The organism is uncultured Subdoligranulum sp., from assembly GCF_963931595.1.
Lineage (GTDB): Bacteria > Bacillota > Clostridia > Oscillospirales > Ruminococcaceae > Gemmiger.
Genome location: NZ_OZ007030.1, coordinates 1429972 through 1454438 on the forward strand (window position 1 = coordinate 1429972; position 24467 = coordinate 1454438).

At 61.7% G+C, this 24467-nt stretch carries 18 protein-coding genes; 11 read left to right on the forward strand and 7 right to left on the reverse strand.

Translation table 11 applies throughout. From position 1 onward, the window contains the following. Positions 1-14 precede the first annotated feature (14 nt). Entirely contained in the window at positions 15-1682 is a 1668-nt protein-coding gene (locus ABGT73_RS06860; RefSeq protein WP_346669053.1) for a formate--tetrahydrofolate ligase, read from the forward strand. Positions 1683-1746: 64 nt separating this feature from the next. On the opposite strand, the gene ABGT73_RS06865 is transcribed toward ABGT73_RS06860, so the two are convergent. Further along, a complete protein-coding gene (locus tag ABGT73_RS06865; RefSeq protein ID WP_346669054.1) occupies positions 1747-2277 on the reverse strand; it encodes a transporter in 531 nt (176 codons plus the stop codon). Between the two features lie 413 nt (positions 2278-2690). Between ABGT73_RS06865 and purE the strand changes: the two genes are divergently transcribed. From purE to purB, 10 genes are all read left to right on the forward strand, one after another. Further along, positions 2691-3188, forward strand: a complete 498-nt coding sequence (gene purE / locus ABGT73_RS06870; RefSeq protein WP_346669055.1) for a 5-(carboxyamino)imidazole ribonucleotide mutase — start codon at positions 2691-2693, stop codon at positions 3186-3188. 91 nt (positions 3189-3279) lie between these two features. Continuing rightward, the gene (purC, locus tag ABGT73_RS06875; RefSeq protein WP_346669056.1) at positions 3280-3993 is read left to right on the forward strand and encodes a phosphoribosylaminoimidazolesuccinocarboxamide synthase; all 714 of its coding nucleotides are present in this window, start codon (positions 3280-3282) and stop codon (positions 3991-3993) included. 26 nt (positions 3994-4019) lie between these two features. Further along, positions 4020-5492 (forward strand): amidophosphoribosyltransferase, encoded by a 1473-nt coding sequence (purF, locus tag ABGT73_RS06880; RefSeq protein ID WP_346669057.1) that lies wholly within the window; start codon positions 4020-4022, stop codon positions 5490-5492. Positions 5493-5555: 63 nt separating this feature from the next. Continuing rightward, positions 5556-6599: a phosphoribosylformylglycinamidine cyclo-ligase gene (gene purM / locus ABGT73_RS06885; protein WP_346669058.1), complete on the forward strand. Its 1044-nt coding sequence runs from the start codon at positions 5556-5558 to the stop codon at positions 6597-6599. Next, entirely contained in the window at positions 6596-7189 is a 594-nt protein-coding gene (gene purN / locus ABGT73_RS06890; protein WP_346669059.1) for a phosphoribosylglycinamide formyltransferase, read from the forward strand. The genes purM and purN overlap by 4 nt, the downstream gene beginning before the upstream one ends. A 4-nt stretch (positions 7190-7193) precedes the next feature. Beyond that, positions 7194-7928, forward strand: coding sequence for an IMP cyclohydrolase (locus ABGT73_RS06895; RefSeq protein ID WP_346669060.1), 735 nt, complete (start codon positions 7194-7196; stop codon positions 7926-7928). Then, on the forward strand, positions 7929-9110 hold the full coding sequence (locus tag ABGT73_RS06900) for a phosphoribosylaminoimidazolecarboxamide formyltransferase (RefSeq protein ID WP_346669061.1): 1182 nt from the start codon (positions 7929-7931) through the stop codon (positions 9108-9110). It begins immediately after the preceding gene. Between the two features lie 63 nt (positions 9111-9173). Further along, on the forward strand, positions 9174-10460 hold the full coding sequence (gene purD, locus ABGT73_RS06905; protein ID WP_346669062.1) for a phosphoribosylamine--glycine ligase: 1287 nt from the start codon (positions 9174-9176) through the stop codon (positions 10458-10460). A 15-nt stretch (positions 10461-10475) separates the two neighbouring features. After that, positions 10476-14162 (forward strand): phosphoribosylformylglycinamidine synthase, encoded by a 3687-nt coding sequence (locus ABGT73_RS06910; protein ID WP_346669063.1) that lies wholly within the window; start codon positions 10476-10478, stop codon positions 14160-14162. A 15-nt stretch (positions 14163-14177) separates the two neighbouring features. Further along, complete coding sequence (purB, locus tag ABGT73_RS06915) at positions 14178-15614, forward strand: adenylosuccinate lyase (protein ID WP_346669064.1); 1437 nt, start codon at positions 14178-14180, stop codon at positions 15612-15614. Between the two features lie 62 nt (positions 15615-15676). On the opposite strand, the gene ABGT73_RS06920 is transcribed toward purB, so the two are convergent. The 6 genes from ABGT73_RS06920 to ABGT73_RS06945 are packed head-to-tail and all read right to left on the reverse strand — an operon-like array spanning position 15677 to position 24434. Beyond that, on the reverse strand, positions 15677-16885 hold the full coding sequence (locus tag ABGT73_RS06920) for an FtsQ-type POTRA domain-containing protein (protein WP_346669065.1): 1209 nt from the start codon (positions 16883-16885) through the stop codon (positions 15677-15679). Positions 16886-16929: 44 nt separating this feature from the next. Beyond that, a complete protein-coding gene (gene murG, locus ABGT73_RS06925; protein WP_346669066.1) occupies positions 16930-18045 on the reverse strand; it encodes an undecaprenyldiphospho-muramoylpentapeptide beta-N-acetylglucosaminyltransferase in 1116 nt (371 codons plus the stop codon). A gap of 30 nt (positions 18046-18075) precedes the next feature. Beyond that, on the reverse strand, positions 18076-19368 hold the full coding sequence (locus tag ABGT73_RS06930) for an FtsW/RodA/SpoVE family cell cycle protein (protein WP_346669067.1): 1293 nt from the start codon (positions 19366-19368) through the stop codon (positions 18076-18078). 56 nt (positions 19369-19424) lie between these two features. After that, on the reverse strand, positions 19425-20438 hold the full coding sequence (mraY, locus tag ABGT73_RS06935) for a phospho-N-acetylmuramoyl-pentapeptide-transferase (protein WP_346669068.1): 1014 nt from the start codon (positions 20436-20438) through the stop codon (positions 19425-19427). Between the two features lie 55 nt (positions 20439-20493). Then, positions 20494-21855 (reverse strand): UDP-N-acetylmuramoyl-tripeptide--D-alanyl-D-alanine ligase, encoded by a 1362-nt coding sequence (murF, locus tag ABGT73_RS06940; protein WP_346669069.1) that lies wholly within the window; start codon positions 21853-21855, stop codon positions 20494-20496. 41 nt (positions 21856-21896) lie between these two features. Beyond that, the gene (locus tag ABGT73_RS06945) at positions 21897-24434 is read right to left on the reverse strand and encodes a penicillin-binding transpeptidase domain-containing protein (protein ID WP_346669070.1); all 2538 of its coding nucleotides are present in this window, start codon (positions 24432-24434) and stop codon (positions 21897-21899) included. Positions 24435-24467 lie beyond the last annotated feature (33 nt).

Sequence of the window (24467 nt, forward strand, 5' to 3'; positions counted from 1 at the left end):
CACCACAGGAGGAATTGCGTATGTTGAGCGACATCGAAATTGCACAGGCTGCCGAAATGAAGCCCATCACCGAGATTGCGGCCAAGCTGGGCCTGCAGGGACAGAGCGTTATCCCCTACGGCCATTACAAGGCCAAGATCGACCACAAGCTGGCCAAGGGCGACGGTCCCGAGGGCAAGCTGATCCTGGTCACGGCCATCAGCCCCACCCCCGCCGGCGAAGGCAAGACCACCACCAGCGTAGGGCTGGCGGACGCCATGAACGCACTGGGCAAAAAGACGATGCTCTGCCTGCGTGAGCCCTCCCTGGGCCCCGTCTTCGGCATCAAGGGCGGCGCGGCCGGCGGCGGCTATGCCCAGGTCGTGCCCATGGAGGACATCAACCTCCACTTTACCGGCGATATCCACGCCATCGGCACCGCCAACAACCTGCTGGCGGCCATGATCGACAACTCCATCCAGCAGGGCAACCCGCTGAACATCGATCCCCGCCGCATCACCTGGAAGCGCTGCATGGATATGAACGACCGGCAGCTCCGCTTCATCGTGGACGGCCTGGGCGGCAAGGTCAACGGCACCCCCCGGGAGGACGGCTTCGACATCACCGTGGCCAGCGAGGTCATGGCCATCTTCTGCCTGGCCACCGACCTGGAGGACCTGAAGGCACGGCTGTCCCGCATTGTCTGTGCCTACACCTATGACGGCAAGCCCGTCACTGCCGGTCAGATCGGCGCTGCCGGTGCCATGACCGCCCTGCTCAAGGACGCCCTGGATCCCAACCTGGTCCAGACCCTGGAACACAACCCCGCCATCATCCACGGCGGCCCCTTCGCCAACATCGCCCACGGCTGCAACAGCGTCATCGCCACCAAACTGAGCCTGAAACTGGCGGACTACGTGGTGACCGAGGCCGGCTTCGGCGCCGACCTGGGTGCCGAGAAGTTCCTGGACATCAAGTGCCGCTATGCGGGTCTGCATCCCGCGGCCGTCGTGCTGGTAGCCACCGTGCGCGCCCTGAAATCCCACGGCGGTGTGGCCAAGCCTGATCTGAGCAAGCCCAACGCCGAGGCTGTCAAGGCCGGTTCGGTGAACCTGGCCCGCCACATTGAGAATATGCGCAACTTCGGCCTGCCGGTCTGCGTGGCCATCAACGCCTTCCCCACCGACACCCAGGAAGAGATGGATGTCATCTACGAGGTCTGCCAGAAGGCCGGTGTGCCCTGCGCCCTCTCCGAGGTCTTCGCCAAGGGCGGCGAGGGCGGCAAGGCCCTGGCCGAGACCGTCCTGTCCATCCTGGACGACAGCGCCAAGGTCAACTACTCCTACGAACTGAGCGCTTCCCTGCCCGAGAAGATCGAGGCCGTCGCCAAGAAGATCTACCGCGCCGGCGGTGTTTCCTACAGCGCCGCGGCCCAGAAGACGCTGGCCGAACTGGAAACCATGGGCTACAGCAACCTGCCGGTCTGCATTGCCAAGACCCAGTACTCCTTCAGCGACAACGCCAAGCTCATCGCCGCCCCCGAGGGATTCACCCTCAACGTGCGGGAGATCCGCCTGTCGGCCGGCGCCGGCTTTGTGGTGGTGGTCTGCGGCAGCATCATGACGATGCCCGGCCTGCCCAAGCACCCCGCTGCCATGGACATCGATGTGGATGCCCACGGCAAGATCACCGGCCTGTTCTGATTGTTCCTCTGTCACACGCAAAAGGAGCCTGCCCCTGGGGGCAGGCTCCTTTTGGTTTTTGCGGTTACGGTTTGTCCTTCTCGTCTCCCAGTTCCCGGCCTTCCTCTTCGTCCGGCGAATACAGATGCGCCAGGTCGGGGGCAATCTGCCCGCCGGGCATCTTCTGGCCAAAGGACGGCACAAAGAAGAATCGCCGGATGATGAAGATCAGCGCAATCGCCGCCACGCTGACCAGGTTCTGCACGGCATCCTCGTGCCCCACAATCATGTGGCGGGCGATGGCATACAAAAGCACCTCCAGCACACTGCCGGGGCTGTGCTTGGCCAGCATCTTGATGAACTCGATACCGATCACAATGTCCAGCGCGCGGGTAAGGAAGTTGTACACTTCCACATCGTTGCCATCCACGATAAGCCCCGGCATCCACTGCACCAGCGGCACAACACTGAACAGCAGCCCCACCAGCACAATGCCGGACAGCACCACTTCCAGAATGCCCGCCGCCTCGGCGATCTGGTCCCGGAAGATCCGTTTGACCCGCTCCTCCTTGCCGTGCAGGGCTGTGTCCTCTGTGCGATTTTTGGGTTGTTCCATGAATTCTGTTCCTCTCTTCGGGAGAATGATTTTCCTTATTATACCATATCCCGTTCCGGGACGCCATCCCCTCTTTCCTGCCACTTTGATAAAGTCATACCTTATCGCTTTTGTTCCCATCAAAAACGACAAAAAGCAACAGGGAAAATCCTCTCCCCGCCGTTTTTTGGCTGAAAAAACCGCTTTCATCTTGCTTTTTTGTCGTTTACGCCTTACACTGATTTTACAAGGGTACTTTACTTCTTTATATAAAGGGGGATCTTCCGTGCAAGACTCGCTGATGCGTCTTGGAATTATTCACGGGTTCTTTGTACCCCGCATGCCGTATTCGTATATCCGAACAGCGCAGTGTACCGTTTTGCCGGCCGCTGCGCTCTTTTCGTCTGGCGTGTAATCAGGAAAGGAGCTTACCAATGAAAAAAGTAGCGATCATTATGGGTTCTGACAGCGACTGGGCTGTGGTCAAGGGAGCCTGCACTGTACTGAAGGATTTCGGTGTCCCCTATGAGGCGCACATCCTCTCGGCCCATCGTACGCCCGAGGCCGCCTCCGCCTTCGCCAAGGCCGCCCGTGCCAACGGCTACGGCGTCATTCTGTGTGCCGCCGGCATGGCCGCCCATCTGGCCGGCGCTTTTGCCGCCAACACCACCCTGCCGGTGGTGGGCATTCCCATGAAGGGCGGCGCCCTGGACGGCCTGGATGCCCTGCTGGCCACCGTGCAGATGCCCAGCGGCTTCCCCGTGGCCACCGTTGCCCTGAACGGCGCCAAGAACGCCGCCTACCTGGCCGTGGCCATCCTGGCGGTTTCCGATGAAGAGCTGGCCGCCAAGCTGGAGAAATTCCGTGCCGACACCGCTGCGGCCATCGCCAAGAAGGACGCCGCTATCGCCGCTGAAGCTGCCGCGATGTAAACAAATTCTTGCACACCGACACAAAACGGGGTACAATAAAATTGCAGTTGTACACTCGTTTTTATACACTACATAAAAGGGAGCGTTTATCATGAAATACGAAGTTAAAGAGCAGATGTACGAAGGCAAGGCCAAGCAGGTTTTCGCTACCAGCGACCCCGCCATTGTGATGGTTCACTATAAGGACGATGCCACCGCCGGCGACGGCGAAAAGAAGGGCACCATCCGCGACAAGGGCATTGTGAACAACAAGCTGTCCAACGCCCTGATGCAGAAGCTGGAAAAGGAAGGCATCCCCACCCACTATGTGGAGGAGATCAACGACCGCGACACCTTCGTGAAGAAGGTGGAGATCGTGCCTCTGGAAGTCATCATCCGCAACGTCGCCGCCGGCCACTTCAGCCTGCGCATGGGCGTGCCCGAGGGTACTCCCTTCAAGACCCCCATCCTGGAGTTCAGCTACAAGAACGACGATCTGCATGACCCGTTCATCAACCACTACTACGCCCTGGCCCTGGATCTGGCCACCCAGGAGGAGATCGACACCATCACCAAGTACTCCTTCAAAATCAACGAGATCCTCAAGAAGATCCTGCTGGATGCCAACATCCGCCTGATCGACTTCAAGCTGGAGTTCGGCCGCCTTCCCGACGGCACCATCATCCTGGCCGACGAGATCAGCCCCGACACCTGCCGTTTCTGGGATGCCACCACCGGCGCCCATCTGGACAAGGATCTGTTCCGCCGCGATATGGGCGGCGAGGCCGATGCCTATCAGGAAGTCATGAAGCGCCTGCTGGGCTGATCTGAGAAAACGGAGCAAAAAGCGGAATGAGTGAAATTTCCCAATATACCGAATCGCTGCATGAAGAATGCGGTGTCTTCGGCATCTATGACAAGACCGGCGAGACCGACATGGTCAGCGCCGTATACAGCGCCCTCTACGCCCTGCAGCACCGCGGCCAGGAGAGCTGCGGCATCGCGCTGAATGTGGACGGCGTGCTGTCCGGCCACCGCGACCTGGGCCTTGTCAGCGAAGTCTTTACCAAGCGCGTGCTGGAGGAACTGCCCCACGGCGCCAAGATGGCCACCGGCCATGTGCGCTACGCCACCGCCGGTCAGCGCAGCCGTTCCAACGCCCAGCCCATGATCCTGCATCACTGCAAGGGCGCCATGGCTGTCTGCCACAACGGCAATCTGGTCAACGCCCCCAAGCTGCGGCGCAAACTGGAGATGAGCGGTTCCATCTTCCACGGCACCTCGGATACCGAGGTCATCGCCTACCTGCTGACCCAGAACCGTCTGCTGACCCCCAACATCGAGATGGCGGTCAGCCGTACGATGGATGAGATCGAGGGCGCCTACAGTCTGGTCATCATGACCCACACCAAGCTCATCGCGGCGCGCGACCCCCACGGGTTCCGCCCGCTGTGCATCGGCGAGCTGCCCAACGGCAGCGGGTACGCCTTTGCCAGCGAGTCCTGCGCCCTGGATGCGGTGGGTGCCAAGTTCGTGCGGGATGTGCGTCCCGGTGAGATCGTCATCGCTGACCACGACGGTCTGCGCTGCATCGATACCCATTGCGGCACGGCCCCCCACACCATGTGTGTCTTTGAGTACATCTATTTTGCCCGCCCGGATTCCGTGCTGGAGGGCACCTGCGTCCATGAAGCCCGGCTGCAGGCCGGCCGTTTCCTGGCCCAGGAGCATCCCGTGGAAGCGGATGTGGTCATCGGTGCGCCGGACTCCGGCCTGGACGCCGCCCTGGGGTATGCCCAGGAGAGCGGTATTCCCTACGGCATCGGCTTTATCAAGAACAAGTACGTGGGCCGTACCTTCATCCAGGGCAGCCAGGCCCAGCGCGAGAACAGCGTGCGCATCAAGCTCAACGCCATTGAATCCACCGTGCGCGGCAAGCGCGTCGTGCTGGTGGACGACTCCATCGTGCGCGGCACCACCAGCGCCCGGACCATCCGCCTGCTGCGGGAGGCCGGCGCCAAGGAAGTGCACTACCGCATCAGCGCACCGCCCTTTGCCCATCCCTGCTACTTCGGCACCGATATTCCCGACGAAAAGCAGCTGATCGCCACCGGTCATACCGTGGAGGAGATCAACAAGCTGGTGGGATCCGATACGCTGGGCTACCTGAGCATCGAGCATGTGCAGCAGCTGGCCATTCACAGCCGCTGCGGTTTCTGTGTCGGCTGCTTCACCGGTCACTACCCCGTGGATCCGCCCCAGGAAACGATGGATATCGTCTACGACAAACCGCTGAGCATTTCCAATCCGAACAAAAAACTGTGACCGGTCTGCGGCCCCTGCGCCCTGCCCGCGTCCCTTGCAACTACACCCGATAGGAGTACCGACATGGAAAAAAGCTATTCTGCCAGCTACGCCGCTGCCGGCGTGGATATTACGGCCGGCTACCGCTCCGTCGAACTGATGAAGCAGTATGTGGCCCGCACGATGACCGAGAACTGCATCGGCGGTCTGGGCGGCTTCGGCGGCCTGTTTGAGCTGGACTGCTCCGGCATGGAGCATCCCGTCCTGATCTCCGGCACCGACGGCGTCGGCACCAAACTGCGCGTGGCCCAGTACATGAACAAGCACGATACCATCGGCATCGACTGCGTGGCCATGTGCGTCAACGATGTCATCTGCGCCGGTGCCAAACCGCTGGTGTTCCTGGACTACATCGCCTGCGGCAAAAACATTCCCGAGAAGATCGCCGAGATCGTCAAGGGTGTGGCCGAGGGCTGCGTCCAGGCCGGCTGCTCCCTGGTGGGCGGCGAGACCGCCGAACACCCCGGCATGATGCCGGAGGAGGAATACGATCTGGCCGGCTTTACCGTGGGCGTGGTGGACAAGAGCAAGATCCTCGACAACTCCACCATGCAGCCCGGCGATGTGGTGCTGGCTCTGCCCTCCACCGGTGTGCATTCCAACGGCTTCTCGCTGGTGCGCAAAATCTTTGACATCGACAACCATCCCGAAGTGCTGGACAAGACCTTCGAGGGCATGGACAAGACGCTGGGTGAGGCGCTGCTGGCTCCTACCAAGATCTACGTCAAGCCGGTGCTGGCCCTGATGGAGCAGGTCACCGTGAAGGGTGTCTCCCACATCACTGGCGGCGGCTTTTACGAGAACATTCCCCGCAGCCTGAAGAAGGGCTGTGCCGCCCGCATCGCCAAAGCCGATGTGCGTACCCCTGCCCTCTTCGGCGTGCTGGCCAAGGAAGGCAATGTGCCGGAGCGCGACATGTTCAACACCTTCAACATGGGTGTCGGCATGACCATCGTGGTGGCTGCCGGGGACGCCGACAAGGCGCTGGAGATTCTGCACGCCCACGGCGAGGAAGGTGCCTACCGTCTGGGCACCATCGTGGAAGGCGACGGGGTGGAACTGGTATGAAGCGTGTAGCTGTACTGGTATCCGGCGGCGGCACCAATCTGCAGGCCCTGCTGGAGAGCGAAGCCCGGGGCGAAAACCCCAATGGCAAGATCGTGCTGGTGGTGGCCAGCAAACCCGGCGTGTATGCCCTGGAACGGGCCGCCAACTTCGGTGTGGAAAGCGCCGTGGTGGCCCGCAAGGAATACGCCGACAGTGAGGCCTTTGACAGCGCCCTGCTGGACACCCTGCAGAGCCACCAGATCGATGTGGTGGTGCTGGCCGGGTTCCTCTCGGTTCTGGGCCCTCGCGTGATCGAAGCCTACCCCAACCGCATCCTCAACGTACACCCCAGCCTGATCCCCAGCTTCTGCGGCCCCGGCTTTTACGGCCTGCGGGTCCACGAAGCGGCCCTGGCCCGGGGCGTGAAGGTGACCGGCGCCACCGTGCACCTGGTCAACGAGGAATGCGACGGCGGCCCCATTCTGCTCCAGAAGGCCGTGGCAGTACAGCCCGGCGATACCCCTGAAGTACTGCAGAAGCGCGTGATGGTGGAAGCGGAATGGAAACTGCTGCCCCAGGCTCTGGCCATGGTTTGCAACGACGAGGTGTAATGCAATGAAAAAGAATCTGTACAAATATCTGGCCGGCAACGAGTATCCCGGCCGCGGCATTGTGCTGGGCCGCACCCCCGACGGCCAGAAGGCGATCATCGCCTACTGGATCATGGGACGCAGTGCCAACAGCCGCAACCGTGTGTTTGAGGCGATCCCGGGCGGCATCCGCACGGTGGCTGCCGATCCGGCCAAGCTGGAAGATCCCCATCTGATCATCTACAACGCGGTGCTGACCCTCCGGGAGACCACCATTGTCACCAACGGCGACCAGACCGATACCATCGCCCATTTCATGAACGAGAACCTCTTCCCCGGCTACAGCTTCGAGGCTGCCCTGGCCACCCGCACCTACGAGGATGACGCGCCCAACTTCACGCCGCGCATTTCCGGCGTGGTGGATATGCGCAGCGGTGCCTACAAGCTGTCCATCCTGAAGAGCTGCGACGGCAATGCCGCCAGCGTCCAGCGCCAGACCTTCGACTACCCCCAGCCGGTGGCGGGCGAGGGCCATTTCATCAGCACCTACCTGAAAAACGGCGCCCCCATTCCCAGCTACGCAGGGGAACCCATGCGGGTCACCATCGACGAGAACGACGGCGCCGAATTTGCCGGCAAGCTTTGGGAGTCCCTCAATGAGGACAACAAGGTCAGCCTCTTTGTGCGGACCATCACGCTGGAGACCGGCGATTACGAAGATACCATTCTGAACAAATACAATGCGGTGGAGGGTGAATAAATGAAAGAATTTCAACTGAAATACGGCACCAACCCCAACCAGAAGCCCGCTCGCATTTATATGGCGGACGGCAGTGAGCTCCCGGTGGAGATCCTCAACGGCCGTCCGGGCTACATCAACTTTCTGGATGCGCTCAACTCCTGGCAGCTGGTGCGCGACCTGAAAAAGGCGCTGGGCATGCCGGCGGCCGCCAGCTTCAAGCATGTCTCCCCTGCCGGTGCGGCCATCGGCCTGCCGCTGGATGACACGCTGCGCGCCATGTACCATGTGGACGCCGATGCCGAACTGACCCCGCTGGCCTGCGCCTACGCCCGCGCCCGCGGTGCCGACCGTATGTCCAGCTTCGGCGACTGGATCGCCCTGTCCGATGTGTGCGACCTGGCCACCGCCAAGCTCATCAAGCATGAGGTCAGCGACGGCATCATCGCCCCCGGCTACGATGCCGATGCCCTGGAAGTGCTGAAGTCCAAGAAGAAGGGCAACTACAACATTGTGGCCATCGATCCCGACTATGAGCCCGCCAAGCTGGAGACCCGCACCGTCTTTGGTGTGACCTTCGAGCAGGGCCGCCAGGATCTGGACATCTCCGATGCCACCATGCTGCAGAACATCGTCACCGAGAACAAGGAGATCAGCGCCGAGCAGCGCCGCGACCTGATCATCAGCCTGATCGTGCTGAAGTACACCCAGTCCAACAGCGTCTGCTACGTGCAGGACGGCCAGACCATCGGCGTGGGTGCCGGCCAGCAGAGCCGCATCCACTGCACCCGCCTGGCGGGCCAGAAGGCCGACAACTGGCAGCTGCGCCACATGCCCAAGGTGCTGAACCTGCCCTTCCGGGAGGATATCTCCAAGCCCAACCGGGACAACGCCATCGATGTCTACATCGGCGACACGCCGGAGGATGTCATCGGCGATGATGTCTGGGCCGAGACCTTCACCGAGCAGCCCGCGCCCCTCACCGCGGAAGAAAAGCGCGCCTGGCTGGACAAGGTCACCGGCGTTTCCCTGGGCAGCGACGCCTTCTTCCCCTTTGGCGACAACATCGAGCGCGCCCGCCGCAGCGGCGTGACCGCCATCGTGCAGCCGGGCGGTTCCATCCGCGACCAGCAGGTCATCGACACCTGCAACCGCTTCGGTATTGCCATGGCCTTCTGTGGCATCCGGCTGTTCCATCACTAAAAAATCGCACTTGCCTGCGGCGTTTTTTCGTCGCGGGCAGTTGTGCTGTCAAAGGAGTTCAGTATGAAGATTCTCGTTGTTGGCGGCGGCGGGCGTGAACACGCCATCATCCGCGCGCTGAAACAAAGTCCCCAATGCACCGAAATCTGGTGCGCTCCCGGCAACGGCGGCATCAGCTATGATGCCCGCTGCAAGGCCATTCCCGCCACCGACGTGGAGGCCATGGTCGCCTTTGCCAAACAGGAAGCCTTTGACTATGTGGTCGTTGCCCAGGACGACCCGCTGGCACTGGGCATGGTGGACGCCCTGGCAGCTGTGGGCATTCCCGCCTTCGGCCCCGACAAGGCGGCGGCCCGCATCGAGGCCAGCAAGGTGTTCAGCAAGAACCTGATGCAGAAATACGGCATTCCCACCGCCGACTACGCGGTGTTTGACGATCCCGCCAAGGTTGTGGCCTACGTGGAGGGGAAGAACAAATACCCGGTGGTCATCAAGGCGGACGGTCTGGCCCTGGGCAAGGGCGTTCTGATCTGCCAGAACCACGACGACGTGGTGGAGGCCGTGAAGGAGATCATGCTGGACAAAAAGTTCGGCGCTTCCGGCAACCATGTGGTGGTGGAAGAGTTCCTCACCGGCCCGGAAGTCAGCGTGCTGTCCTTCTGTGACGGCAAGACCGTCAAGCCGATGGTGTCCAGCATGGACCACAAACGCGCCCTGGACGGCGACCAGGGCCTCAACACCGGCGGCATGGGCACGGTGGCCCCCAACCCCTACTACACCAAGGAAGTGGCCGACCGCTGCATGAAGGAGATCTTCCTGCCCACGGTGGCCGCCATGCAGGCCGAAGGCTGCCCCTTCAAGGGTTGCCTCTACTTCGGCCTGATGCTGACCCCCGATGGCCCCAAGGTCATCGAGTACAACTGCCGTTTCGGTGATCCCGAGACCCAGGTGGTCCTGCCGCTGCTGGAGAGCGATCTGCTCACCGTTATGCAGGCCACCACCAACGGCACGCTGGCGGAAACCGAAGTCAAGTTCCGCGACGGTGCCGCAGCCTGTGTCATTCTGGCCAGCGGCGGCTATCCCCTGGCCTATGAAAAGGGCAAGGAGATCACCGGCCTTACCGAGGGACAGCTGCCCGGCTGCGTCGATGTGACGGTTTACCATGCCGGCACGGCGCTGAAGGACGGCATGCTCGTCACCAACGGCGGCCGCGTGCTGGGTGTGACCGCCACAGCGGATACCCTGCCCGAGGCGCTGAAGAAGGCTTACGCCGCCAGCAAAAACATTCATTTTGACAAACTGCATAAGCGCAGCGACATCGGTGCCCGCGCACTGGCTGCCATGCAGTAACCGGGAGGCAATACAATGGTATATCGGATTTATGTTGAGAAAAAGCCCGGCTTCGACGGCGAAGCCCAGGGTCTGTTCCATGAGTTGGTAGACCTGCTGGGCATCACCCGGCTGAAAGGTCTGCGGCTGATCAACCGCTACGACGTGGAGGGCATCGACGAGGAGCTTTTCCAGAAGGCCATTCCCACCGTCTTCAGCGAGCCCCCTGTGGACGTAACCTACAAGGAACTGCCCGCGGCTGCCACCGTCTTTGCGGTGGAGTACCTGCCCGGCCAGTTCGACCAGCGCGCCGACTCCGCCAGCCAGTGCATCCAGCTGCTGAGCCAGGGCGAGCGCCCCGACGTGCGCAGCGCCCGTGTGTATCTGCTGGACGGTGAGCTGACCGACGAGGATCTGACCGCCATCAAGAAGTATGTCATCAACCCTGTGGAGGCCCGGGAAGCCAGCCTGGAGCCCCGCGCCACGCTGAAGATGGAGTTTGCCATCCCCACCGAGGTGGAAACGCTTGACGGCTTCACCGCCCTGGACGAGGATGCCCTGGAGGCGTTCCGCAACGAGAAGGGCCTGGCCATGGACCATGCCGACATCGTCTTCTGCCAGGACTACTTCAAGAGCGAGCACCGGGATCCCACCATCACCGAGATCCGCCTGATCGACACCTACTGGTCGGACCACTGCCGTCACACCACTTTCGGCACCATCCTGGACGATGTGAAGATCGACGACGAGCTGGTCCAGGCCGCCTTCGACCGGTATATGGCCCTGCGGGAGGAGACCGGCCGCGACAAGAAGAACCGCACCCTGATGGACTGCGCCACCATCGGCGCCAAGGCGCTGAAGCAGCGCGGCATCCTGAAGAATCTGGACGAGAGCGAGGAGATCAACGCCTGCACCGTCAAGATCAAGTGCGATGTGGACGGCGAACTGCAGGACTGGCTGTTCCTGTTCAAGAACGAGACCCACAACCATCCCACCGAGATCGAGCCCTTCGGCGGCGCCGCCACCTGCATCGGCGGTGCCATCCGCGATCCCCTGTCCGGCCGCAGCTACGTCTACCAGGCCATGCGTGTGACCGGCGCCGGTGACCCGCTGAAACCCGTCTCGGAGACCATGCCCGGCAAACTGCCCCAGCGCAAGCTGGTGACCACCGCCGCGGCAGGCTACTCCAGCTACGGCAACCAGATCGGTCTGGCCACCGGCCAGGTGGCCGAGCTCTACCACCCCGGCTATGTGGCCAAGCGCATGGAGATCGGCGCCGTGGTGGGCGCCACGCCGGCCAGCCATGTCCGCCGCGAAGAGCCCGCCCCCGGTGACGTGGTCATCCTGCTGGGCGGCCGCACCGGCCGTGACGGCATCGGCGGTGCCACCGGTTCCTCCAAGGCTCACAAACTCACCAGCCTGGAGACCTGCGGCGCCGAGGTGCAGAAGGGCAACGCCCCCATCGAGCGCAAACTGCAGCGTCTGTTCCGCCGTGAGGATGCCTGCCGCCTGATCAAGCGCTGCAACGACTTCGGCGCCGGCGGTGTTTCGGTGGCCATCGGCGAGCTGGCCGACGGCCTGCGCATCGATCTGAACAAGGTCACCAAGAAATACGAAGGCCTGGACGGCACCGAACTGGCCATCAGCGAGAGCCAGGAGCGTATGGCTGTGGCTGTGGCCGCCGAGGATGCCGATACCTTCATCGGCTATGCCCATGAGGAAAACCTGGAGGCCACCGTGGTCGCCACTGTGACCGAAGAGAAGCGGATGCGCGAGATCTGGAACGGCAAGGCCATTGTGGATCTGTCCCGTGAGTTCCTCAACTCCAACGGCGCCGAGCGCCACGCCGATGTGCACATCCTGCCGGGCCATGTCTGGCAGCCCCAGTGGGCCGGTTCCACCTTTGAAGAGAAGATGGAGAACCTGGTCTCCGACCTCAATGTCTGCAGCCAGAAGGGTCTGGGCGAGCGTTTCGACTCCACCATCGGTGCCGCCACCGTCCTGATGCCTTACGGCGGCAAGTATCAGCTGACCCCCGCCATGGCCATGGCCGCCAAACTGCCGGTGGACGGCGAAACCACCACCTGCTCCGGCATGGCCTGGGGCTTCAACCCCTATCTGTCCGAAGCGGATCCCTACCGCGGTGCCTACCTGGCCGTGGTGGAGAGCGTGACCAAACTGGTCTGCGCCGGCTTCCACCACAAGGACATGTACCTGACCTTCCAGGAATACTTCGAGCACATGAACGACGATCCCACCCGCTGGGGCAAACCGCTGGCGGCTCTGCTGGGTGCCCTGGATGCCCAGATGGGTCTGGGCATTGCCTCCATCGGCGGCAAGGACTCCATGTCCGGCAGCTTTGAAGGTCTGGACGTGCCGCCTACGCTGGTCAGCTTTGCCACCGCCATCGGCAACGTGAAGGATGTGCAGAGCCCCGAATTCAAGAAAGCCAACAGCTCGGTGGTCATGCTGCGCCCGCAGTACAAGGATGGCCTGCCGGAGATCGGCAGCCTGATCTCCATCTACAAGACCGTGGAGCAGATGATCGACGAGGGCAAGGTCCTGGCGGCCGCCACCCCCGGCTACGGCTGTGTGGCCGAGGCCCTGTTCAAGATGTGTGTGGGCAACCATGTGGGCCTGCAGCTGAGCAATGCTCTCAAGCTGGATGATCTGTTCAAACCCGCCTACGGTGCGGTGATTCTGGAACTGCTGGATCCCGCAGCCGGCGAATTCCTGGGCTTCACCACGGTGGATTACACGCTGGAAGCAGAGGGCAACAAGATCGATCTGGCTCACCTGCAGGAGCTGTGGGAAGCCAAGCTGGAGCCGGTCTTCCCCTACCGCAAGAAGGGTGACCACGTACAGGCGCTGAACTATGAGTGCAGCATGATGGACCGCGTGGCTCCCGCCGTGCGCCTGGCCACTCCCCGCGTGATCATTCCCGTCTTCCCCGGCACCAACTGCGAGTACGATACCGCCCGCGCCTTCCGCCGTGCCGGCGGTGACCCCCACGTGCTGGTGCTGAAGAACCTGACCCCCGCCGACGTGGCCGAGAGCTGCGAAGCGCTGGTCAAGGAACTGGATGAGGCACAGATCCTCATGCTGCCGGGCGGCTTCTCGGGCGGCGACGAACCCGATGGTTCCGCCAAGTTTATCGCGGCCTTCTTCCGCGCTCCCGCCGTGGCCGATGCCGTCAACCGTCTGCTCAATCAGCGTGACGGCCTGGCCCTGGGCATCTGCAACGGCTTCCAGGCCCTCATCAAGCTGGGTCTTGTCCCCTACGGCGAGATCCGTCCCATCACCGAGAATGATCCCACGCTGACCTTCAACACCATCCACCGCCACCAGAGCATGCTGGTCCGCACCCGCATTGCCAGCAACAAGAGCCCCTGGCTGAGCGAATGCGATATCAACGACGAGCACCTGATCGCCATCAGCCATGGCGAGGGCCGTTTCGTCTGCAACGACGACCTGCTCCAGAAGCTGATCGCCAACGGCCAGATCGCCACCCAGTATGTGGATCTGACCTGCCAGCCCACCATGGATCTGCGCTACAACCCCAATGGCTCGGTGCTGGCCATCGAGGGCATCACCAGCCCCGACGGCCGTGTCTTCGGCAAGATGGGTCACAGCGAGCGTACCGGCAACCAGCTGTACAAGAATGTGACCGGCGACAAGTATCAGCCCATCTTCGAGGGCGGCGTCAACTACTTCAAGCTGTAAGAAAGGGATTTCGCAATGGCACAACATGACCGCTATATCTCTCCGTTCAGCACCCGCTATGCTTCGGACGAGATGCAGTATATTTTCTCTGACGACAACAAGTTCCGTACCTGGCGCAAGCTGTGGATTGCCCTGGCCAAGGCCGAACAGAAACAGGGTCTGGCCATCACCGATGAGCAGATTGCCGAGCTGGAAGCCCACAAGGACGACATCAACTATGAGGATGCCATCGCCCGGGAGAAGCTCGTGCGCCACGACGTGATGAGCCATGTCTACGCCTACGGCCTGCAGTGCCCCAAGGCAAAGGGCATTATTCATCTGGGCGCCACCAGCTGCTATGTGGGCGACAACACCGATATCATCATCATGCGGGAAGCCCTGCAGCTGGTCCGCAAGAAGATCATCGGCGTGCTGGCCAACCTGGCCAAGTTTGCCGAGCAGTACAAGGCCATGCCTTGCTTGGCCTACACCCACTGCCAGCCCGCACAGCTGACCACGGTGGGCAAGCGTGCCACCCTGTGGATGAATGAGCTGTACATGGACCTGGAAGAGATCGACCATCAGATCGGTCAGCTGGCGCTGCGCGGCGTCAAGGGTACCACCGGCACCCAGGCCAGCTTCATGGAGCTGTTCAACGGCGATTCCGCCAAAGTCAAGGCCGTGGAGGCCGATGTCTGCGCGCAGATGGGCTTCACCAAGGTGGTGCCGGTCTGCGGCCAGACCTACAGCCGCAAGGTGGACTACAATGTGCTGTCTGCCGTGGCGGGGCTGGGCCAGAGTGCCATGAAGATGGCCACCGACATCCGTCTGCTGGCCAACTTCAAGGAGATGGAGGAGCCCTTTGAAAAGAACCAGATCGGTTCTTCCGCCATGCCCTACAAGCGCAACCCCATGCGCTGCGAGCGCATCTGCGCCCTGAGCCGTTACCTGATGGTGGATGTGCTGAACCCCGCCATGACCGCCGGTACCCAGTGGTTTGAGCGCACGCTGGACGACTCCGCCAACAAGCGCATTGCCATGGCGGAGGGCTTCCTGGCCGCCGACGCCATCCTGAACATCCTGCTGAACGTTTCCGATGGTCTGGTGGTTTATCCCAAGGTCATCCGTGCCCGCGTGATGGCAGAGCTTCCCTTCATGGCCAGCGAGAATATAATGATGAAGGCTGTGAAGAAGGGCGGCGACCGTCAGGAATTGCATGAGCGCCTGCGGGAGCACGCTGTGTCAGCTGCCGCCGTAGTCAAACAGGAGGGCAAGCCCAACGATATGATCGCCCGTGTGGAAGCGGATCCCGCCTTCGGCCTGAGCCGTGAGGAAATCGAGGCGGAGCTGAGCCCCGAGGCCTTCACCGGCCGTGCACCGGAACAGGTGGAGGAGTATCTCCGGGACGTTATTGCCCCGGTTCTCGCCGCCAATGCGGAGGACATCGGGCAGAAAGTAGAACTGAACGTCTGATTCTGACCTATCAATCCCATCAATAAAAAATCCCGTGGAACGAAATCGTTCCACGGGATTTTTTATTCTTCATCCGTTGTATCGGTATCACTGTCGGCAGAGGCAGCTTCGTCTCCCTCTTCAGTGGATTCCGGCGTGGGGGTAGGTGTGGGGTCCGGCTCATCGGGGGCGAAGTACCCCTTGATCTCCCCGTCCGTCTGCTGATAGCTGACATCCAGCGTTCCCTTGTCACTGGCAGAAAGACCCTTGTCCGGGTCCAGAATGGCCACCGAGGCAAGGCGGATCTTATAATCCAGCCGGTTGCTGTTGCCCAGCAGTACCTGAATGCGGTTCTGGTAGGTGAAGCTGAGATTGCTCAGGTCGGCAATGTTCAGGGCGGTCACTCCATCCGACAGCCCCTGGGCCTCCATCTCCTCCAGCATCTGATCAAGCACGTTGGCCGCACTGACCTGGGCCGTTTCCAGCGTAGCCTCCTCCCCCTGCAACAGGGAGTTGTAGCTGACCGGCACCACAATCTGTCCCGGCTCCGGCGAGAAATCCGGCTGCAGGGTACAGGAAAGCACGGTCAGCCCTTCGGGCTGGGAAACATCGGTGCGCAGAATCTTGAGAGAATCGCTGAGGATCATCCACCCGCCGGAATACATGCAGGTAAACCGCTCTGTGGCCGGACGGACCTTGATGACCACAGTACCCGGCAGCTGAATATCTACCTGCACGTTGTCCAGGTATGGAAACCGGGACTGCAATTGTATCGTCTTTTCCGTGGTGGAAAATCCGAACAAGCTGCTCCCCTGCTCAATCCCCAGGGCGGCGATGATCTCCTCCTCGGTGTAAATGCCGGTGTCCGCCGGTGTGGTCCGGTCAAAGGTCTCGACCCGGAAGGATGTCACCTTGAACAGCAGATTGATGGAGATGATCGTTCCCAAGGCCAGCACGGCCAGTACGCCCAGTATGCCCAAGAGCCTGCGCCGATTGCGCTGGCGCAGCAATTCCGCCTGGGTGACCCGACGCTGCCGCCGCGGTGCACCGGGGGTGTAACCGGCTTTTTGGGGATTCAGCTGCGGTTGGGTCCGCGACCGCTGTGTGGCAGCTCCACGGCGTCGGGATGGCGGCACGGGATCGGGGGGCGGCTGCCTTGACGCATTCCCGCGAGGACGGACCGGCTTCTGCTTTTCCAACCCTAACCGACTGCCCAGACTGCGCTTTTGTCCAGAATATGCGAAGGAGCCGCCCCTGGACTTTTGCTGACGGCTGCGCTGGTCGCGGTCCATACGGGTGGCTCCTTTCCTGGATAATGACTTGGGGTAAAGGTTTTTTACTTTACAAGGTTCAACAGTTTTTCGGTGATCAGTTCAAGGCTGTGCGGGTTGCCCAGTTTCCTGGCATTCTGGCCCATCTCTGCCAGTTTGCCCGGTGTGCCCAGCAGTTTCTGCACGGTATCAATGAGTTTTTCCCCGGTCAGGTTCTTTTCCTCGATCACCACCGCGGCGCCGGCCTTTTCCAGCTCCAGTGCATTGTAATACTGGTGGTTTTCCGCCACATTGGGACTGGGGATCAGCACCGAGGCGCGGCCCACCGCTTCCAGTTCCGCCAGCGTCAGCGCGCCGGAGCGGGCAATCACCAGATCCGCCGCTGCCAGCAGCTGGGGCATATTGTTGATATAGGGCGTGACGACCAGATTGGGACCGGGCGCAAAGCCCTTTTCCCGCTCCAGACGATTGAACAGGATGACACCGCGTTTGCCGGTGGCATGGAGGTGCAGTACATTGGCCCCCTGCTGCTTTTCCCAGGCACACAGGTCGGCCACCACTTCATTGATGCGGTCCGCTCCCAGGCTGCCGCCAAAGCTAAGAATGACCGTGCGGTCTCCCGCATCCAGCTTCTGACGGGCTGCCTGCCGGTCCGCCGTCAGCACTTCCGGGCGGACGGGGTTGCCCACCACAAAGGTCTTATCCGGCGCACCCAGTTTTTCTACCGCGTCGGCGCTGGCTGCCAGAACCAGATCCACATCCTTGGCCAGCAGCTTGTTGGTCACTCCGGGGAATGCGTTCTGTTCGTGGATGGCCGTCTTGATGCCGCGCTTGGCAGCCGCCCGCACAATGGGACCGCTGACATAGCCGCCGCAGCCAATGACCAGATCCGGCCGCACTTCATCGAGGATTTTCCGGGTGCGCGGGCCGGAAAGTGCCAGATGCCAGATCGCCACCACGTTGCGCACGACATTTTCGGCGTTCAGGCGGCGCTGGAAGCCGTTGATCTCAATGTGATGGAATGGGTACCCGGCCTTGGTGACAAGACCATACTCCATACCCTCGCGGCGGCCGGCAAAATGGATCTCGGCAGTGGGATCCGCTGCCTTCAGGGCCCCTGCGATGGCCAGTGCCGGGTTGATATGGCCGGCTGTGCCGCCGGCAGCAATCAGAACACGCATACACTCTCCCCTTTTCTTCCCGTTATGTAATCAGGTACTCTGGCGGCGATAGACCGGGCGGCGCGGTGTGCGTCCCAGCTTCCGGTCGATCTCGGCCTGGTGCTGCTTTTGACGCGCTTCCATCCGTGCATTACCCGCTCTGGATATGCTGAGCAGTACACCCATCTCACCCAGAAGCAGCAAAAGACTGGTGCCGCCCGACGAAAAGAACGGCAGGCTGATGCCGGTATTGGGCAGCAATGCGGTGGCCACACCAATGTGGCAGAACACCTGCCAGGCCACCTGGGCCGTAATGCCGATGCCCAGCAAGGCGCCGAAAAAGTCCGGCGCATTGAGGGCGATGAGAATGCCCTGCACGATGATGGCCGCAAAGAGCAGAATCAGCGCCAGCGCGCCCACGAAGCCAAGCTCCTCGCAGACCACCGAGAAAATGAAGTCGTTTTCGGCGTAGGGCAGCCACTGGTGCTTCTGCACGCTGTTGCCGATTCCCACACCGAACAGCCCGCCAGTGCAGATGGCATAGACGCTCTGCCGGGTCTGCCACAGCATGTTGGCGGTGTCGGTGGGGGTCAGACCCCACACACCGCCCAGCCGCTCGGCCGCGTAGCCGCCGCTGGACTGCAGATAATTATAGAACGCCAGGCCGCCGGCTGCCCCCAGGCCCCCGGCTGCAAACAGCCAGACACCGCCGCCGCCCGCGCAGAGCAGCATGGTGGCAAAGATGGCGCACATCAGCAGCATGGCCGAGTTGTGGGGTTCCAGACGCAGCAGAATCAGCACCGGGACCAGCGGCAAAGCTGGCAGCAGGATGCCGTAGATGGGATTCTTGATTTTCTCTTTGTGTTTGTCCAGGGCGTCCGCCGTGCCGAGAATGATGGCGAACTTGGCCATCTCGGACGGCTGCAGCGACATACCACCCGGGAAATACACCCAGCGGTAACAACCGTTGCTGTCGCTGGGCATGAACAGTGCCACCACCAGCAGCACCAGTGTCACAAAATAAAAGGTCTCGTTGAGATAGCGCAGGGCGCGGTAGTTGATGCGCGACATGAACAGCATGGCGGCAAACCCCACCACCGCGACGATGGCCTGGGGTTTGATGAAGTGGTAGATATCGCCATATTTGGTGTAGCCGCTGGAATAGCTGGCCGAAAACAGCATGATCAGCCCGTAGGCCAGCGTGACGGCCAGCGTGCCCACAAAGCCCCAGGAGACCGGGCCGCGCTCCGCCTTGGGCAGCCGGATCACCCGCAGCATGCGGATGATGTTACCCACCGAGCGGTCCAGAATCAGGGCCAGAAGACTGAGGGATGTATTTTGCAAGGGGAAGGCCCTCCTTTCGGGGCGTGCCGGGAAGACACCGCACCCAAGGGGCACGGTCAAACGAGACAGATATACAGGATGCCCAGCGCCACGCCGATGGCCGCGATGAGGGCGAAGAAGCCGTCGATCTTGACCTCTCGCCAGCCGCGCATCTCAAAGGCATGGTGGATGGGTGTCATCTTGAAGATCCGTTTGCCGTGGGTAAGTTTGAAATAGACGCGCTGGATGACCACCGTCATGGCGTCCCAGATATACACAATGCCGAAGAACAGCACCAGTTCGGGCCGGTCCATGATAAAGGCCAGCGCCGTGACAAGTCCGCCGAAGAACATGCTGCCGGTATCGCCCATGAACACCTTGGCCGGATAGAAGTTCCAGATCAGGAACCCGGCGCAGGCGCCCGCCGTGGCCGAGGCGATCAGCGACACGTGCACAAAGCCCAGCAGACTGCCGGCCAGCAGATAGCCCAGCATGGACACAAAGGTCACGCCGGTGCACAGGCCGTCCAGCCCGTCCGTCAGGTTTACGGCATTCACCAGGAAGATGATGCCGAAGAAGGCGATGGGATAGAAGAGGATTCCGAAATCCACCGCGCCGGCCACCGGCAGCATGACCTGGGTGGAAAGCAGGCCCAGGCTGTGCAGACCGATCATGAATCCCACGGTCACCGCCACCTGGAAGACAATCTTCTGCCACGCGGTCAGGCCCAGGTTCCGATGCTTGATGACCTTGATGAAGTCATCGAGAAAGCCGATGAGGCCGGACCCGAAAGCCAGGAACAGCACCATCATGCCGGCAGCCATCTGCTGCGGGCCCAGCACCTCCGGCGCCTGCCCCTGGAACATTGCCCAGACAACGCCCAGCGTCACCAGGATGCCGAAGATAAAGCCCAGGCCGCCCATGGTGGGGGTTCCGTTTTTCTTGTTGTGCCAGGTGGGGCCCTCCTCGCGGATGGTCTGCCCGAAATGCAGACGGTGCAAGGCAGGGATCAGCAGCCAGCAGGTCACAGCCGTGACGGCAAAACCGCCCACCGCCGAAGCCGCCAGCATATAGGAGACAGTTTGCTCCATGCAGTCATTCCTCCAAAAAACTCATCTTTTCTCGGCGCGACTGCATGGGAAGCCGTCACGCCTGTGGCAATCCAGTGTAATACTCCTGCAACAGCTCTTCCAGCTTCATCGCATGGCTGGCCTTGGCCAACAGCGCGTCACCGGGCTGTACAAATTGCTGTAGACATTGTAGCACCTCTTGGGCATTTTGGCAATGCACAGTTGTTACGCCTCCGGCCTTGGCTGCCTCGGCCATCACCGCACTGCGCGGGCCGTAGGCGATCAGCACATCAATGCCCGCTTCGGCCACCCATTCGCCGGTATGGCGGTGGCCTTCCTCGCTGGCATCTCCCAGCTCCAGCATATCGCCCAGCAGCGCAATCTTGCGCCGGTTGGGCAGCGCCTTCAGCACCGAGATGGCCGCCTTCATGCTGTCGGGGCTGGCATTGTAGCAGTCCTCCACAACGGTCACGCCGCCCTTTTCCACAATATGCTGGCGCATGCCGGTGGTCTCGTAGCGGGACAGCGCCGCAGCACAGGCCGCCGGGTCCAGGCCCAGCCGCGTGGCAGCTGCGTAGGCAGCCAGCGCATCGTAGACGGTGTGCACACCAGCCGTGGGGATGGAAACCGGGAACGTACCGTTTTCCCGGTCCACCAGCGTGAAGGTGGTCCCCTGTGCCCCGGTCTTGATGTCCGTGGCCCGGACATCCGCCTCCTTCTCAATGCCGAACCAGACCGCCCGCAGCCGGTTGGGCACCTGGGCGGTGGGCAGCAGGTCATTGTCGGCGTTGAGCACCAGCGGCGCACCATCCGGCAGGCCTGCACAGATTTCCATCTTTGCTTTCAGTATATTCTCCCGGGTGCCGAGATTTTCCAGATGGGAGACACCGATCATCGTGATGATGCCCGCCGAGGGCCGCACGCAGCGGGTCAGGCGCTCAATCTCGCCGGCATGGTCCATCCCCATCTCCACCACCGCGTACTCGGTGGCGTTTTCCAGACGGAACAGCGTGTTGGGCACGCCGATCTCGTTGTTCTGGTTGCCCTCGGTCTTGAGGGTGTTGCCGAAAGCCGACAGCACCGCATAGCAGAATTCCTTGGTGGTGGTCTTGCCTACGCTGCCCGTCACGCCGATGATGCGGGGACTGAACAGCATACGGTAGTTGGAAGCCATGCGGACCATGGCCAGGGCACTGTCCGGCACCACCACGGTGCGGTCCGCCGGGACGCCCTCCACCGGGTGATTGGCAATGATATAAGCCGCGCCGTTCTGATAGGCACCGGCGGCGAAGGTGTGTCCATCCACCCGTTCCCCGGGGAAACAGACAAAGACACAGTCCGGCTCCACCTTGCGGCTGTCGGTGACCACCGCCCGGATGGAAATGGGTTCGGCCAGCGTCAGGCCGGCCAGCAGTTCATTGGCAGGGATGGGTTGCATAGAGATGCCTCCTTCAGATTGCTTGGAAAAATGGCGTCGTCTCACGCCTGGCTGTCGCTCTGGGCGGCATCCGTGGATTCGGATTCCGCCGCCGAAGCGCTTTCTTCGGCCGCCGGCTCGGTGTCTTGGGCAGTATCCGAGGACTCCATTGTCAGCGTAATGATGGTACCGTAGGCGGTACTGGTATTGGCCGCCACGCTTTGTGCTGTCACCTTGCCGCCGCTGTCCCCTTCGTACTGGACATTCAGGTTGGCTGCCCGGAGCATCTGCTCGGCGAAACTGCCGCTCTTGCCCACCACGTCCGGCACAGTGGTCATGGCGTCCTGGTCGCTCTGGGTATACAGGTAGACGGTGGAGCCCACCGGCACCTTGCTGCCGCCGTAGGGATACTGGTAGACAATGGTGCCGTTGTCGCCGATCAGCTTATGTTTGAGGCCCAGCTGATTGAGGGTGACCTGGGCCGTGGTCCAGGTATAATCCAGACAGGTCTGCACCGTAACGGTACCGCTGGGGTTGTAGTTGGGGTCCTGCTCGATGCCCAGATAGGGCGCCACCTCACTGATGATGTTGCCCACCACCGGGGCCACCACTTCGCTGGCGTAGTCACGCACCCAGCGGGGATCGTCCAGCACCACGAACACTTCGATTTCGGGATCATCCACCGGCAGCACCGCGGCAAAGCTCATGGTCTTGTAGTAGTCGCCGTCGTAGCGCAGCTCCCGGTCGGTACGTTCCGCCGTACCGGATTTGCCGCCGATGCGGTAGCCCGCCACGTAGGCATTCTTGTTGGAGTGGTATCCGTCGGAAGTCTGGCTGTTGGGGTCCACGCTGCACTCCATCATGGCCAGGATCTGCTGGCTGACTTCCTCGGAAATCACCTGACGGCGGATGTTGGTCTCGGTTTTCTGCACCACGTTGCCATCCTTGTCGGTGATGGAATCCACCACATAGGGGGTGACCAGGTAGCCGCCGTTGGCCACCGCCGCCACCGCTGTGGCCATCTGCATCGGGGTAATGGCCTCATTCTGGCCGAAAGCCGCCGTGTACAGGTTGGTGTCCACCTGGGCCATCTGCTCGGCATCGTAGACGCTGGTCCAGCGGGTCTCGTTGGGCAGGTCGATGCCGGTGGTCTGGGTGAAGCCGAAGGCCTGGATATAGTCATAGAACACGGTGGGCTGCAGCGTCTGTGCCGCCTGGATGAACCACAGGTTGCAGCTGTGGTTCAGGGCGCCCGCCATATCCAGCTGGCCGTGGGCCTTGTTCTCTGCGCAATGGTAGGTGTGCTCCCATACCGAACCGGCATTGACGGTGAGTTCGCCGCTGCAGTAGAAGGTCTGTCCGGCCGTCATGATGCCGGAATCCAGGCCCGCAGAGGCCGTGATCAGTTTGAATACCGAACCGGGCATATACAGCTCGGTAATGTTCTTATTCTTCCACTGGGCCTCACGCATCATACCCTGCAGCTGGGTATATTCGCTGCTCACCGTGTTGCCTTCCTCGTCGGTGGTGGTTTCCCGGCTGATCTTGCCGTCCGCGATGATATCGGCCACCTCATCCTCGCCCAGGCGGCTCTTGAGCCAGTCGATGTCCTCATCCTCCAGCTCTTCCTTGTCGAGGATCGCCTGCATCTTCTCATCGTAGATGGTGTAGGGGTCGTTGGGATCAAACTGCTCCATCGACGCCATGGCCAGGATGGCCCCCGTCTTGACGTTCATCACAATGGCACTGCCCCGGCCGTGGACGCTGAAGGTGTTCATGGCCTCCGACAGGTACTCCTCCACAATGGCCTGCACGTTCTCGTCGATGGTCAGGTTCAGGTTGTTGCCGTCAATGGCCGGGTAGACTTCCGCCTCGGCATTGGCCAGCACTTCCCCGCTGACGTTGGTCTCGGCAATGCTGCGCCCCGGCGTGCCGGAAAGCACATCGTCGTAGGACTTTTCCAGTCCGTAGGCACCGGAACCGTCCCCGTTGCAGAAGCCCAGCACCGAGGACAGAAACGCCCCGTAGGGATAGCTGCGGGTGGAGGCCTGTTCGGTGGAGAGCACCACGATCCGGTAGCCCTGCTCCTCCCCCGCCGGCGGGTCGGTGCGGTAATTCATGGAGTATTCCAGGATGGCATCCGCCACCGGCTTTTCCACGCCCTTCGCCACCACGCGGTACTCGTAGAGTTCTCCGTTGGCATTGGTGGCCGTCAGGATGCTGAAGATGCTGTCCGCTGTCGTGCCGTCATCCAGCAGCGTGGCGATCTCTTCGGCCGCCTGCTGCAGCTGGGCGGTGGTGGCACCGTTTTTCTGGGACTGCAGCGGATTGGCAATGATATTCCACACCGTGTTGCTCTTGGCCAGCAGTTTGCCGTTGGCGCTGTAGATGGAACCGCGGGTTGCCGGCAGCTCGGTATCCTGCATCTGCTGGGTCACCGCCTCGGTGCGGTACAGCTCTGCATCCCGCAGCTGCAGCGCATACAGCTGGTAAATCAGGATGCCGAAGAAAAAGATCAGGAAGATGGCAATGGCGATCAAAGTGCGCCGCAGTACCTGGGCGCGGAAATGCGGATTGGGACGGTTGACTGGATTGGACATCGGCGACTCCCTTTGGAGAAATATTTCCCTGAT

Coding starts and splice junctions, on each gene's coding strand:
- ABGT73_RS06945 (WP_346669070.1), bottom strand. CDS start 24,434: ATGTCCAATCCAGTCAACCGTCCCAATCCGCATTTCCGCGCCCAGGTA.
- ABGT73_RS06920 (WP_346669065.1), bottom strand. CDS start 16,885: ATGGACCGCGACCAGCGCAGCCGTCAGCAAAAGTCCAGGGGCGGCTCC.
- purE (WP_346669055.1), top strand. CDS start 2,691: ATGAAAAAAGTAGCGATCATTATGGGTTCTGACAGCGACTGGGCTGTG.
- murG (WP_346669066.1), bottom strand. CDS start 18,045: ATGCGTGTTCTGATTGCTGCCGGCGGCACAGCCGGCCATATCAACCCG.
- ABGT73_RS06910 (WP_346669063.1), top strand. CDS start 10,476: ATGGTATATCGGATTTATGTTGAGAAAAAGCCCGGCTTCGACGGCGAA.
- purC (WP_346669056.1), top strand. CDS start 3,280: ATGAAATACGAAGTTAAAGAGCAGATGTACGAAGGCAAGGCCAAGCAG.
- purN (WP_346669059.1), top strand. CDS start 6,596: ATGAAGCGTGTAGCTGTACTGGTATCCGGCGGCGGCACCAATCTGCAG.
- purF (WP_346669057.1), top strand. CDS start 4,020: ATGAGTGAAATTTCCCAATATACCGAATCGCTGCATGAAGAATGCGGT.
- purM (WP_346669058.1), top strand. CDS start 5,556: ATGGAAAAAAGCTATTCTGCCAGCTACGCCGCTGCCGGCGTGGATATT.
- purB (WP_346669064.1), top strand. CDS start 14,178: ATGGCACAACATGACCGCTATATCTCTCCGTTCAGCACCCGCTATGCT.
- murF (WP_346669069.1), bottom strand. CDS start 21,855: ATGCAACCCATCCCTGCCAATGAACTGCTGGCCGGCCTGACGCTGGCC.
- purD (WP_346669062.1), top strand. CDS start 9,174: ATGAAGATTCTCGTTGTTGGCGGCGGCGGGCGTGAACACGCCATCATC.
- mraY (WP_346669068.1), bottom strand. CDS start 20,438: ATGGAGCAAACTGTCTCCTATATGCTGGCGGCTTCGGCGGTGGGCGGT.
- ABGT73_RS06900 (WP_346669061.1), top strand. CDS start 7,929: ATGAAAGAATTTCAACTGAAATACGGCACCAACCCCAACCAGAAGCCC.
- ABGT73_RS06895 (WP_346669060.1), top strand. CDS start 7,194: ATGAAAAAGAATCTGTACAAATATCTGGCCGGCAACGAGTATCCCGGC.
- ABGT73_RS06865 (WP_346669054.1), bottom strand. CDS start 2,277: ATGGAACAACCCAAAAATCGCACAGAGGACACAGCCCTGCACGGCAAG.